We start from the raw sequence: 13307 nt of genomic DNA on the forward strand, positions 1-13307 counted from the left end.
GCGCGGTAGCCGGGGCTCCGGCGAAGCGGGGTCGACGGGGGCAGCAGGGTGCCGGCGGGGCAACTGCGCCTTGCCGGTGAGGGCCGTCGCGAGCAGGCGCGGGGGGCGCACGAGCCCGCGACGGCCGGCTGCTCAGCGGTGCAGCGAGATCTCGACGCGGCGGTTGCTCGCGCGGCCTTCGGCCGTCGCGTTGGACGCGACCGGGTCGGCGCTGCCGCGGCCCGTGACCGATACGGACTGCGCTTTCAGCCCGTGCGCCTTCAGGTAGCTTGCGACGGTTTCCGCGCGGCGTTTCGACAGCGCGAGATTGGCGGCGTCGCTGCCGACCGAATCCGTATGGCCGGTGACCGTCACCTGCGTGTACGTGCGGTCTTCGCGCTCGCTCAACAGCTTGTCGAGCGACGCGCGCGCGGCCGGCGTGAGCGTGGCCAGGCCCGTCGCGAACAGCGCGTCGCCCGCGAGGTTCACATGTTCGACCGCGGCGGGCGCGGGCGCCGGCTCGACGGCCGACGCCGCTGCGGCCGGCGCGGCACCGCACTGGAATACGAGCGTCGCGGGATCCGAGCCGTCGCGCAGCGCACGGGCCGAGTCGACGGTGCGCACCGGCTGGTCGCCGCAGATCTTGCGAGCAGCCTTCATGCAAGTCTGCGGGCCGGACAGCAGGCCGTGGCAGTCCACCTGGAAGGTGCGCACGCCGTCGCGCGGCTGCAGTTCGGATGCGCTGAAGGTCGGGCCGGATGCGGTCGAGCATGCGGCGAGGGCCGTCGCGGAAAGCGCGAGCGCAAGAGCAAGTTTGTTCACGATTACGTCCTCAATGCCTGGGTTGACTGAAGCCCGCCACGCGTTGCGCAGCGGGCTCGTCCTGCCGTCGGGGCCGCCCGGTGCCGTCCGGCTCGTGAGCCGGCGGCGTGGCGGCGCGACGGGTTACTTCCACTGGTACAGCATGCCGGCGCCGATCACCTTCTGACCGCCGCTGAAGCCGCCATTGATCGATGCCTTCAGGTTCTCCGTGATGCGCGCCTGCATGTTGACCGCCATCGCCTTCTGACCCAGGAACGACGCGGTGCCGACACCCATCCCGAAGTTGGCGTCGCGATCGAGCTGCGGGATCGACGCCATCGCGCCGACGGCCGCGATACCCTGCTTCGCCATCTGGTCGGTCTGCTGCAGTTGCGAACCCAGCGAGTTGATCTGCGCCTGCTGGCCCGACAGTGCCGTCGACAGCGTCGTCTGCACCTGCGTCAGCTGGTTCACGTTCACCGCGTCCGTGCCTTGCGTACCCGGCGCGACGTTCGTGATCTGGCGCTGCTGCGTGTCGCTGCCGACCGACACCACGTTCGAACGGCCGCCGTCGTTCGAATTCGCGCCGATCGCCACCGAGTTCGAGCCGGCGGTGACCGTCGGCCGGTCGGAGCCGGTGCCGTTCATGTCGGCCGCGACGGCGGTGTTGTTCACCGATCGCGTCGTGTTGTTGTTGATCGTGGTCGACAACTGGCTCACCTGATCGCCGAGATTCGTCACGCCGGTCGACAGCGAGGCCACCGTGCTGTTCGTCGTGCTCAGGCCGGTCGACAGCGAGCCGATGCCGGTCGACGTCGACGTGGACAGCGACGTGAGGTTGCTGTTCGTCGAACTGAGGCCCGTCGACAGCGAGTTGATCGCCGTCGAGGTCGACGTGGACAGCGACGTCAGCGAGCTGTTGGTCGAGCTCAGGCCCGTGGACAGCGAACCGATGCCGGTCGACAGCGACGAGATGTTCGACGCGGTCGACGTGGACAGGCTGTTGACCGCCTGGTTCGTCGCGTTGAGCTGGCTGCCGTTGATCGCGTCCGTGCTGGTGGCCGATACCTGGCCTGCCGCGACGTTCGTGATCTGACGGGTGGCGCCCGTGGCTGCGTCGCCGACGCTGACCACGCCTACTGGCGAGGTGCCCGCGAAGAAGTACGTGACGCCGCCGATCGTGGCGCTCGACGTGCCCACCGCGGTACCCGTGACCGAGTTCGCGCCGAGGGCGATCGAGTTCGCGACGTTCGCCGTGGCGTTCGTGCCGAAGGCGAGCGCATCCGCGGCGGTGGCCGACGCACCCGAACCGTAGGCCTGGGCGCCGGTGGCGCTTGCGACAGCCTTGTTGCCCAGCGCGATCGTATTGTCCGCGGTGGCCTGGTTCGAGTTGCCGAGTGCGAGCGCGCTGTTGCCGGTGGCCGTGTTCGCGTTGCCGAGCGCCACTGCGCCGGTGCCGGTCGCCGTGTCGTTCGCGCCCATCGCCACCGCGCCGGTGCCCGTTGCGATGCTCGGGTCGCCGATCGCGACTGCGCCGTCGCCGCTCGCCGTGTTGCCGGAGCCGATCGACACCGCCTTGCCGCCGGTGGCCGATGCGTTCTGGCCGATGGCGACCGCGCCGGTCGATGCCGCGTTCGAGCCGTCGCCGACCGCGACGCTGCTGGCGCCTGCTGCGCTGGCATTCACGCCGGCTGCGAGCGAGTTGACGCCCGTCGCGCCGTTGTTGGCGTAGTTGCCTTGCTGCGTGCCGTTGTCGTTGACGCTGTAGTAGTGCGTCTTCGCGGCTTCGATCGCGGTCGACGTCGAGGTGGACAGCGACGTGATCGAGCTGGTTGCCGACGACAGGCCCGTCGAGGTCGACGTGGACAGCGACAGGATCGTGCTGGTGGCCGTCGAAAGACCGGTCGACGTGGAAGTCGACAGCGAACTGATCGAGCTGGTTGCCGACGACAGGCCGGTCGAGGTCGAAGTCGACAGCGAGCTGATCGAGCTCGTCGCCGACGAGAGGCCGGTGGACGTCGAAGTCGAGAGCGACGCCACCGAGCTGTCGGTCGAGCTCAGGCCCGTGGACAGCGACGTGACGCTGCTTGCTGTCGACGTGGACAGCGACGTGAGCGAGCTGTTGGTCGAGCTGAGGCTGGTGGACAGCGAGCCGATCGAGCTGGTCGCGGACGACAGGCCGGTCGAGGTCGACGTGGACAGCGAGCTGATCGAGCTGGTTGCCGACGAGAGGCCGGTCGACGTGGAGGTCGACAGCGACGCCACCGAGCTGTCGGTCGAGCTGAGGCCCGTGGACAGCGAGCTGATGCCCGTCGAGGTCGACGTGGACAGCGAGCTGATGGAGCTGGTTGCCGACGAGAGGCCCGTCGACGTGGAAGTCGACAGCGAAGCCACCGAGCTGTCGGTCGAGCTGAGGCCCGTGGACAACGAGCTGATGCCGGTCGAGGTCGACGTGGACAGCGACGAAATCGAGCTGGTTGCCGACGAGAGACCCGTCGACGTGGAGGTCGACAGCGAAGCCACCGAGCTGTCGGTCGAGCTGAGCCCCGTGGACAACGAGCTGATGCCGGTCGAGGTCGACGTGGACAGCGACGAGATCGAGCTGGTTGCCGACGACAGGCCGGTCGACGTGGAGGTCGACAGCGAAGCCACCGAGCTGTCGGTCGAGCTCAGACCCGTGGACAACGAGCTGATGCCGGTCGAGGTCGACGTGGACAGCGACGAAATCGAGCTGGTTGCCGACGAGAGGCCGGTCGACGTGGAAGTCGACAGCGAAGCCACCGAGCTATCGGTCGAGCTGAGGCCCGTGGACAGCGAGCTGATACCGGTCGAGGTCGACGTGGACAGCGAGCTGATCGAGCTAGTTGCCGACGAGAGGCCGGTCGACGTGGAGGTCGACAGCGAAGCCACCGAGCTGTCGGTCGAGCTGAGCCCCGTGGACAACGAGCTGATGCCGGTCGAAGTCGACGTGGACAGCGAGCTGATCGAGCTGGTTGCCGACGACAGGCCGGTCGACGTGGAGGTCGAGAGCGAAGCCACCGAGCTGTCGGTCGAGCTGAGACCCGTGGACAACGAGCTGATGCCGGTCGAGGTCGACGTGGACAGCGACGAAATCGAGCTGGTTGCCGACGACAGGCCGGTCGACGTGGAGGTCGACAGCGATGCCACCGAGCTGTCGGTCGAGCTGAGGCCCGTGGACAACGAGCTGATGCCGGTCGAGGTCGACGTGGACAGCGACGAAATCGAGCTGGTTGCCGACGAGAGGCCGGTCGACGTGGAGGTCGACAGCGAAGCCACCGAGCTGTCGGTCGAGCTGAGGCCTGTGGACAGCGAGCTGATGCCGGTCGAAGTCGACGTCGAGAGCGAGCTGATCGAGCTGGTTGCCGACGAGAGGCCGGTCGACGTGGAGGTCGACAGCGATGCCACCGAGCTGTCGGTCGAGCTGAGGCCCGTGGACAGCGAGCTGATACCGGTCGAAGTCGACGTGGACAGCGAGCTGATCGAGCTGGTTGCCGACGACAGGCCGGTCGACGTGGAGGTCGACAGCGAAGCCACCGAGCTGTCGGTCGAGCTGAGGCCCGTGGACAGCGAGTTGATGCCCGTCGAGGTCGACGTGGACAGCGACGAAATCGAGCTGGTTGCCGACGAGAGGCCGGTCGACGTGGAGGTCGACAGCGACGCCACCGAGCTGTCGGTCGAGCTCAGACCCGTGGACAACGAGTTAATGCCGGTCGAAGTCGACGTGGACAGCGACGAGATCGAGCTGGTTGCCGACGACAGGCCGGTCGAGGTCGACGTCGAGAGCGACGAGATCGAGCTAGTTGCCGACGAGAGGCCGGTCGACGTGGAGGTCGAGAGCGAAGCCACCGAGCTATCGGTCGAGCTGAGGCCCGTGGACAACGAGCTGATACCGGTCGAGGTCGACGTGGACAGCGAGCTGATCGAGCTGGTTGCTGACGAGAGGCCGGTCGACGTGGAGGTCGACAGCGATGCCACCGAGCTGTCGGTCGAGCTGAGACCCGTGGACAGCGAGTTGATGCCGGTCGAGGTCGACGTGGACAGCGACGAAATCGAGCTGGTTGCCGACGAGAGGCCGGTCGACGTGGAGGTCGACAGCGACGCCACCGAGCTGTCGGTCGAGCTCAGACCCGTGGACAACGAGTTAATGCCGGTCGAGGTCGACGTCGAGAGCGAGCTGATCGAGCTGGTTGCCGACGAGAGACCGGTCGACGTGGAGGTCGACAGCGATGCCACCGAGCTATCGGTCGAGCTGAGGCCCGTGGACAACGAGCTGATGCCGGTCGAGGTCGACGTGGACAGCGACGAGATTGAGCTGGTTGCCGACGAGAGACCCGTCGACGTGGAGGTCGACAGCGATGCCACCGAACTATCGGTCGAGCTCAGGCCCGTGGACAGCGAGTTGATGCCCGTCGAGGTCGAGGTGGAGAGCGAGCTGATCGAGCTGGTTGCCGACGAGAGGCCGGTCGACGTGGAGGTCGACAGCGACGCCACCGAGCTGTCGGTCGAGCTCAGACCCGTGGACAACGAGTTAATGCCGGTCGAAGTCGACGTGGACAGCGACGAGATCGAGCTGGTTGCCGACGACAGGCCGGTCGAGGTCGACGTGGACAGCGACGAAATCGAGCTGGTTGCCGACGACAGGCCGGTCGACGTGGAGGTCGACAGCGAAGCCACCGAGCTGTCGGTCGAGCTGAGACCCGTGGACAGCGAGTTGATGCCGGTCGAGGTCGACGTGGACAGCGACGAAATCGAGCTGGTTGCCGACGAGAGGCCGGTCGACGTGGAGGTCGAGAGCGAAGCCACCGAGCTGTCGGTCGAGCTCAGACCCGTGGACAACGAGTTAATGCCGGTCGAGGTCGACGTCGAGAGCGAGCTGATCGAGCTGGTTGCCGACGACAGGCCGGTCGAGGTCGACGTCGAGAGCGACGAGATCGAGCTAGTTGCCGACGAGAGGCCCGTCGACGTGGAGGTCGAGAGCGAAGCCACCGAGCTGTCGGTCGAGCTGAGGCCCGTGGACAGCGAGTTGATGCCGGTCGAGGTCGACGTGGACAGCGACGAGATCGAGCTGGTTGCCGACGAGAGGCCGGTCGACGTGGAGGTCGAGAGCGAAGCCACCGAGCTGTCGGTCGAGCTCAGACCCGTGGACAACGAGCTGATGCCGGTCGAAGTCGACGTGGACAGCGACGAGATCGAGCTGGTTGCCGACGACAGGCCGGTCGAGGTCGACGTCGAGAGCGACGAGATCGAGCTAGTTGCCGACGAGAGGCCCGTCGACGTGGAGGTCGACAGCGAAGCCACCGAGCTATCGGTCGAGCTGAGGCCCGTGGACAACGAGCTGATACCGGTCGAGGTCGACGTGGACAGCGAGCTGATCGAGCTGGTTGCTGACGAGAGGCCGGTCGACGTGGAGGTCGAGAGCGAAGCCACCGAACTATCGGTCGAGCTGAGGCCCGTGGACAACGAGCTGATGCCGGTCGAAGTCGAGGTGGACAGCGAGCTGATGGAGCTGGTTGCCGACGAGAGACCGGTCGATGTGGAGGTCGAGAGCGATGCCACCGAGCTATCGGTCGAGCTGAGCCCCGTCGACAACGAAGTGATGCCGGTCGACAGCGACGAGATCGCGCTGCTGGACGACGACACCGTCGTCGACAGCGAATCCACGATGGAATTGGTCGCGAAGAGTTGGGAACCGTTGATCGCGTCCGTGCTGGTCGCCGTGATTTGGCCTGCCGCGACATTGGTGATTTGGCGTGTGGTGCCCGTGCTCGCATTGCCGACGCTCACCACGCTGCTCGGATTGCCGCCCGCGAACGTGGTGGTCACGCCGCCGACGGTACCCGTCGGCGTCGCGTTGGGCGCTTCAGTGACGGACCCGCTGCCGAGTGCGACGTCGCCGGTGTTGTTGGCGATGGCATTCGGGCCGATCGCGACCGAATCGGTGCCGAGCGCCTGGCTGTCGGCTGCTGTCGAATTTGCGTGGAAGTACTTGATGCCCTGGTTGTTGATGCTGTCGATCGCCGAGCCGACGCTGTTGGCGGTCGACGTCGTGCCGTTCGCGTTGTACGTCGTGTACGACGGAGCGGAAACCGTGCCGGTTGCCGGGTTGTAGCTCGCGCCGCCGCCGAGGGCTGCGGCGGTGCTGCTGCCCAGATTGTCGGTCTTGGTCGTGACAGTGCTGAGGCCCGTGGACAACGAGTTGATGCCGGTCGAGGTCGACGTGGACAGCGAGCTGATCGAGCTATTAGCCGACGAGAGACCCGTCGACGTGGACGACGACAGCGACGTAACCGAGCTGTTGGTCGAGCTCAGGCCCGTGGACAACGAGTTGATGCCGGTCGAGGTCGACGTGGAGAGCGAGCTGATCGAGCTATTGGCGGACGAGAGACCCGTCGACGTGGAGGTCGACAGCGACGTAACCGAGCTGTTGGTCGAGCTCAGGCCCGTGGACAGCGAGTTGATGCCGGTCGAAGTCGACGTGGACAGCGAGCTGATCGAGCTATTAGCGGACGAGAGACCCGTCGATGTGGAGGTCGACAGCGACGTAACCGAGCTGTTGGTCGAGCTCAGGCCCGTGGACAGCGAGTTGATACCGGTCGAAGTCGACGTGGAGAGCGAGCTGATCGAGCTTGTTGCCGACGAGAGGCCAGTCGACGTGGAGGTCGACAGCGACGCCACCGAGCTGTTGGTCGAGCTGAGGCCCGTGGACAACGAGCTGATACCGGTCGAGGTCGACGTGGAGAGCGAGCTGATCGAGCTATTAGCCGACGAGAGACCGGTCGACGTGGACGACGACAGCGACGTAACCGAGCTGTTGGTCGAGCTGAGGCCCGTGGACAGCGAGTTGATGCCGGTCGAAGTCGACGTGGACAGCGAGCTGATCGAGCTATTAGCCGACGAGAGACCCGTCGACGTGGAGGTCGACAGCGACGTGACCGAGCTGTTGGTCGAGCTGAGGCCCGTGGACAACGAGTTGATACCCGTCGAGGTCGACGTGGAGAGCGAGCTGATCGAGCTGGTTGCCGACGAGAGGCCGGTCGACGTGGAGGTCGACAGCGACGTGACCGAGCTGTTGGTCGAGCTGAGGCCCGTGGACAACGAGTTGATGCCGGTCGAAGTCGACGTGGAGAGCGAGCTGATCGAGCTATTAGCCGACGAGAGACCCGTCGACGTGGACGACGACAGCGACGTGACCGAGCTGTTGGTCGAGCTGAGGCCCGTGGACAGCGAGTTGATGCCGGTCGAAGTCGAGGTGGACAGCGAGCTGATCGAGCTGGTTGCCGACGAGAGGCCGGTCGACGTGGAGGTCGACAGCGACGCGACCGAGCTCTTGGTCGAGCTGAGGCCCGTGGACAACGAGTTGATGCCCGTCGAGGTCGAGGTGGACAGCGAGCTGATCGAGCTATTAGCGGACGAGAGACCCGTCGACGTGGAGGTCGACAGCGACGTAACCGAGCTGTTGGTCGAGCTGAGGCCCGTGGACAGCGAGTTGATGCCGGTCGAAGTCGACGTGGACAGCGAGCTGATCGAGCTATTAGCCGACGAGAGTCCGGTCGACGCCGACGTCGACAAGCTGCTGATCGCGCTCGTCGTCGTGCTCATCCCGGTGCTGAGTTGGGCCACGGTGACCGCGTCCTGCGGTGCCGAGCCGTCGGCGACGTTCGTGATGCGACGCAGGGCCGTCGAGCTGCCGACCGACACTTCCGACGTTGGCGCGGCGCTGCCCGTCAGATAGCCCGTTCCCGTCGGCGCTGCCGCGCCGGTCACGCTGCCTGCACCGATCGCGACGCTGGATGCGTAGTTGGCCGTGCCGCCGAGCGCGATCGCGTTGGTGCCCGTTGCCGTTGCGCCGTTGCCGATGGCGGATGCGCCGGAGCCGGCTGCGGTGGCACCCGAACCGAGCGCGGTGCCGTTGGTACCGACTGACGTGACGGTCGCATTCGAACCGATTGCGATGCCTGACGTCGTCGCCGAGTTGACGTTCGAAAACCGGCCCAGCGCGATCGAGTTGGTGCCTGCCGCCACCGCACCGCCCGTGCCCGTGCTGTTGCCGCCACCGATCGCGATCGAGCTCGAGCCCGATGCGGTCGAGTCGTTGCCGACGGCGGTCGCGCCCGTGTTGAGCGCCTTCGCGCCGGAGCCGATGCCGATCGCGCTTGAGCCGGACGCTGTCGTGGCCTGGCCGAATGCCTGCGAATAGCTGCCGGACGCCGTCGCATTCGCACCGATCGCAATCGAGGTCGCGCCGCTGGCCGTTGTCTGGCTGCCCCCGTTACCGCCGATGGCAATTGCCTGGGCGCCCGTCGACGTGCCGCCGCCGGCGAAATACTGCGCGTGCGCAACGTTGCCGGCGGCCGCTCCCGCGACGAGCGCGACGGTTGCCACGACCTTTACGACGGCGGACTTGTTCGGCTTGCCCCGTGCCGAATCGTGTTCGGATGCTGCGACCCAGGCGCCAAGAGCTTCGTTCCAGATCGAGCGGTATGTGCGGTTCATGTCCTACTACCTCCAAATAAGCACGCCACACACCGGTCTCTTTCGTTAGATGAATTTGCCGTGCGCTCGCGCGAATCTCAAAATTGATGGGCGGAGTTTATTTGAGGAGGTATTTTGAGATTGACAAACAGTGAAAAATGAAGCGCTTTGAAAGTTAAAAAATGGTTAATGCATCGCGTTTTGATACATTCCATTGTAAGAAAGTTGAAAATACGTTGAATGTTGAGTGAAGGGTGCCGCCTGGTTCGGTGGTTTGTGTAAAAAAACCATATAAATCAAATAGATAAATGACTTGTGTGTGTCATGTTACACATCGCAAGACACAAAAGGTAAGACGAATTAAACGACAAACGTTTGCGGCAAACGTTTGCCTTTCGGAGTTGTAATAATTGATGGGGTGCTAGCTCGAATGGATCCGACAGTCTTGTTAATTTGTTAATTTGAGATTTGCGTCGGGTTTTTAATTGCATTTACGGAGTTTTCTAGAAAATCAAAAAAACATGAAGAAAGGATTGTCTGGCTATGCTGGTTTGCGCATTTCGCCGGACGCATTCGCCCGTGGGGCGGGCCTTCCCCGGCGGCCGGCTCCACGAAGTTGTAAAAAAATGCTACAGAGGCATTGACTCAGCCATTGGGATTCCCGAGTGGAATCTGCCCTATTGACGTATTTCGTGTGATGGGTTCGGAGGCGAATTGGACGACGTGCCGGATCGTCCACGACGACGGTCGGAGACCGCGGGTTGAGGGCAACGGGAGCAGCGAGCAGGAAACGTCAGATTTGAGCCACGGTGACTCGGACTTGCTGGCGAGGGCGGACATGCTGCGGGAGGAAAGACGACGTGCAAGCGCGTCGGATCAGTACTGTCGGGCGGATAGCCGCGCGTTGGCTGGCGTGACGTCGCGCCAGCCAACGCGGGATGCGAGCCGGTGGGTTGCTCGTCCTCGTCCGACAGTGTGTGCCGCCGTGCCGATGGCGGTCGCGGCCGCACGTCGCGGTTGTGCTACCCGGTCCGGGCGATGCAGTAAATCGCCCCGGACAAGGCGACGCCGGAAACCTGCCGCCGCAGCCTTATTTCCTCAGGAATCGCAGCGCGAGGCGCGCCATGCGCGGCACGAACATCGGGCGCAGCAGCCGTTTGTCGTACCCGGCCATCCGCCGGTCGTTCTCGCTGAGGCACAGTTCGATCAGTTCGCGCGGGTTGAGCGCATCGCCGATGTCGGCGGTGCTCGTCGCCGGGAAGTTCGCGTCGTGCGCGACGCCGTCCGCATCGATCCCGCGCGCGATGCCGATGCGTTCCCGGATCAGGAACGCCCACACGGCCGCAACCCGTGCGAAGAACCACGGCCGGCGCCACCACGGCAAACCCCGCCAGTACCACGCATACCAGTTCACGAAGAACAGGATGTGCCGGCCTTCCTCCTGGATCACGGGTTCGAAGGTGTCGACGAGTTCGGGCGGGAAAAAGCCGGAGCGCTGCGCCGAGCGGAACAGGCCGAACGCGAAGAAGCTGTCGATGCACTCGCTGAAGCCGGTCACCATCCACGACCACTCGGGGTCGTTCGGTGCCGGATAGGGCGGCTCGGGGGCGAGCGCGATGCCGTATGCCTGCACCAGCTTCGACAGCACGACCTTGTGCCGTGCCTCCTCGGCGCCGTCCATCTCGAGCGCCTGGCGCAACAGCGGATCGCCGACGGTCGCCGCGAAGGTGGCAACGCGGATCGACGCGCGGCCTTCGGTCTGCACGGCGATGTCCCAGATCGGCAGCGACGTGAGCCGCTTGAGTTCGTCGGGCTTGAGCGGTGGCCAGTCGATGACGGCCGGTTTGTACGGGTTGTGCGTATCGAGCAGCATGCGGCAGAACATCTGCCTGTGCGCATCGGAACCGATCCTGACCGGACCCTGGTGCTTGAAGGTCCAGTTGCGCATGGTGTGATCTGCCGCTGCATGGTCTTTCAGCAGCGTGTCGGACATGGCTGTTGTTATGCGATTACGAGTCGAAAGATTTTTGCATAGCTTTCGTAATCACGTATTTTCGAGCCGCCCCGCGCTGCGCTCAGGCCTGCGTGTCGACCCAGAGGCGTCCCCAGCGGGACGCGTACGCCAGCGCGTGCTCCTCTTCGAAGAAGAAATCGATCGCGTCGAACGACACGGCGCGCGGCGACGGACCGCCGCTTGCCTTCTCGATCGTCAGGTTCGCGGCGAACAGCCCGTTCGGCAGCCGGGCGGCAGCGGGGGCGACTTCGTAGCCCTTGTAGCGGATCGTGCGGTTCATGGCGTGCGCATGGAAGGTTCGGGCTTTCAGCGTACGAAAACGCGCGGCACGCGTGAACCAATCTTTCGGCCAATGCAAATCACGTGGCGGGCCGGATCGTTATCGGCGCGGCGAGCCGGCATGAAGCATGGGGGACGACGTCGCGATGCGCGCCGGACGGCCGGACACGCGCGCCCGCGCGCGGCGAACGTCGTCGGCCGGGCGCGGGCGGCGGGGAGGCTAGGGTTACTGGTTGGCGATCTTCAGCACGGGGGCGAGCGCGTCGACCGATGCGGCATGCGCGGCCGCGCGATGCGACGCGAACGCGAGCGCGAATTCGGCTGCTTGCGAGCCGACGGTTTCGAGCTGCGCGACGACCTTCGGATCCGAGCAACTGTCGGCGCTGTCGAAGCGCGTTTCGAGCGTGTTCACGGTGGCGCCGAACGGGGTCGGCCAGCCTCGCAGCGCGTGGACGATCGAACGCAGCGACGTCAGCACGGTGCCGGCGGCCTGCCAGCCGTAGGCCGTGACGATCAGGCCGACGGCGCGGCCGTCGAGGTACGGGCGCTCGTCGGCGCGCAGTTCCTCGAGCGTGTCGAGCGCGTTCTTCACGAGGCCGGACACGCCGCCGTGATAGCCGGGCGTCGCGATGATGATCGCGTCGGCTTCGCGTACGGTGTCGATCAGCTCTCGCTGCGCGTCGGTCAGCGTCTTGTGTTCGGGGGCGTAGTGCGGCAGCGTATGCAGGAACGGGCCGTCGAACAGTCGCGTGCGTGCGCCGGCGGCCTGCGCGCCGCGCAGCGCGAACGACAGCGCGCGCTCGGTCGACGACGCGGCTCGGGTGGTCCCGCCGATGCCGACCACGAACGGGCGGCGGTGTTGATCGAATGCAGTCAAGGGGCGCTCCTAGGGGATGGCTTGCCCGGCTAAGCACAGGCTTAAAACCAGATGGTAACGACCCCGCCGTCACTCTGAAAACGACTTTTCGTTCTATCGATATGCCATGCACGCGGGGCGAACGTGCGCGCGGCGACGCAGATGGATAGCAGAAATGCTTGGTTGGGACGGCGTGCCGCGTTCGATAAGATGGGCCCGTCTCCTCCATGATGTCTCTACTGACATGGGTTGGCCCCGCCGCGCGGATGCAGGCGGGGCTTTTTTTCGTCCGGCGCCGGAAAGGGGGTGCGATGCGCGGGCGTTATGCGACGTTACGCGAACACCGGCCGGAAGAAGCTGCGCTCGTAGCTGACGATGCAGCGCGTTTCCTCTGCATACCGGAACGCGGCCTGGCAGGCGGGATCGGTTTTCGAGCGCTCACGGTAGCGTTCGTATTCGGCGAGGCTCGGGAACGAGAACATCGCGAGCGCGATGTTGCTGGCACCTTCGGAAGGCAGGAAGTAGCCGTGATGCGTGCCGCCGAATTGCTCGACGAGCGGAATCCACATCTTGCCGTAGGTTTCGAACTGCTCGAGTTTGTACGGATCGATGACGTAGCGAAGGAAGCAGGTGACCATGGGCGCTCGCGGTGCTGTTGAGGATCAGCGAGTCTGGATCGCGTCACCGGGCGTGTCAACGAGGAGCCGGCCGCGCTCGCGCCCGCTTCGTGCATCGCGGGCGAAGGTTTCGCGCGTGCCGACCTGCGTCGACGCCGACGTGCGCGTCATGGACTGCTTGCGGGCGCAACGATCGGTGAGTGCCGCCACGTGTTCGATGGCGCCGAACGCATGCGCATGCACACCGTCGCGCCATCGTTCCACTTCT

At 65.4% G+C, this 13307-nt stretch carries 8 protein-coding genes; 1 reads left to right on the forward strand and 7 read right to left on the reverse strand.

The annotated features are described in order from the left end of the window. Positions 1-132: 132 nt before the first annotated feature. On the reverse strand, positions 133-801 hold the full coding sequence (locus ACT2FV_RS00325; RefSeq protein WP_444502951.1) for an OmpA family protein: 669 nt from the start codon (positions 799-801) through the stop codon (positions 133-135). A gap of 13 nt (positions 802-814) precedes the next feature. On the opposite strand from ACT2FV_RS00325, the gene ACT2FV_RS00330 reads away from it, so the two are divergent. After that, the gene (locus tag ACT2FV_RS00330) at positions 815-967 is read left to right on the forward strand and encodes a hypothetical protein (RefSeq protein WP_170296461.1); all 153 of its coding nucleotides are present in this window, start codon (positions 815-817) and stop codon (positions 965-967) included. On the opposite strand, the gene ACT2FV_RS00335 is transcribed toward ACT2FV_RS00330, so the two are convergent. The 6 genes from ACT2FV_RS00335 to ACT2FV_RS00360 all read right to left on the reverse strand — a co-directional run bounded on the left by ACT2FV_RS00335 (position 925) and on the right by ACT2FV_RS00360 (position 13282). Then, positions 925-9294, reverse strand: a complete 8370-nt coding sequence (locus ACT2FV_RS00335) for a YadA-like family protein (RefSeq protein WP_444503884.1) — start codon at positions 9292-9294, stop codon at positions 925-927. The two genes, ACT2FV_RS00330 and ACT2FV_RS00335, sit on opposite strands and share 43 nt — an antisense overlap. A 1069-nt stretch (positions 9295-10363) precedes the next feature. Next, the gene (locus ACT2FV_RS00340) at positions 10364-11266 is read right to left on the reverse strand and encodes a ferritin-like domain-containing protein (RefSeq protein ID WP_444502952.1); all 903 of its coding nucleotides are present in this window, start codon (positions 11264-11266) and stop codon (positions 10364-10366) included. Positions 11267-11348: 82 nt separating this feature from the next. Further along, positions 11349-11567 (reverse strand): hypothetical protein, encoded by a 219-nt coding sequence (locus ACT2FV_RS00345; RefSeq protein ID WP_006749916.1) that lies wholly within the window; start codon positions 11565-11567, stop codon positions 11349-11351. A gap of 225 nt (positions 11568-11792) precedes the next feature. Then, entirely contained in the window at positions 11793-12443 is a 651-nt protein-coding gene (locus ACT2FV_RS00350) for an NADPH-dependent FMN reductase (protein WP_124629771.1), read from the reverse strand. 311 nt (positions 12444-12754) lie between these two features. Continuing rightward, positions 12755-13060 carry an NIPSNAP family protein gene (locus tag ACT2FV_RS00355; RefSeq protein WP_059598866.1) on the reverse strand — a complete coding sequence of 102 codons (306 nt, stop codon included), beginning with the start codon at positions 13058-13060 and terminating at the stop codon, positions 12755-12757. 24 nt (positions 13061-13084) lie between these two features. After that, positions 13085-13282, reverse strand: coding sequence for a hypothetical protein (locus ACT2FV_RS00360; protein ID WP_151050912.1), 198 nt, complete (start codon positions 13280-13282; stop codon positions 13085-13087). Between the last annotated feature and the right edge of the window lie 25 nt (positions 13283-13307).

It is taken from the genome of Burkholderia sp. PR2 (assembly GCF_052372875.1).
GTDB lineage: Bacteria > Pseudomonadota > Gammaproteobacteria > Burkholderiales > Burkholderiaceae > Burkholderia > Burkholderia diffusa.

Bases quoted from the DNA above. Each gene is read 5' to 3' on its own strand.
- ACT2FV_RS00330 (WP_170296461.1), top strand. From the start codon at position 815: ATGCCTGGGTTGACTGAAGCCCGCCACGCGTTGCGCAGCGGGCTCGTC.
- ACT2FV_RS00335 (WP_444503884.1), bottom strand. From the start codon at position 9,294: ATGAACCGCACATACCGCTCGATCTGGAACGAAGCTCTTGGCGCCTGG.
- ACT2FV_RS00340 (WP_444502952.1), bottom strand. From the start codon at position 11,266: ATGTCCGACACGCTGCTGAAAGACCATGCAGCGGCAGATCACACCATG.
- ACT2FV_RS00345 (WP_006749916.1), bottom strand. From the start codon at position 11,567: ATGAACCGCACGATCCGCTACAAGGGCTACGAAGTCGCCCCCGCTGCC.
- ACT2FV_RS00355 (WP_059598866.1), bottom strand. From the start codon at position 13,060: ATGGTCACCTGCTTCCTTCGCTACGTCATCGATCCGTACAAACTCGAG.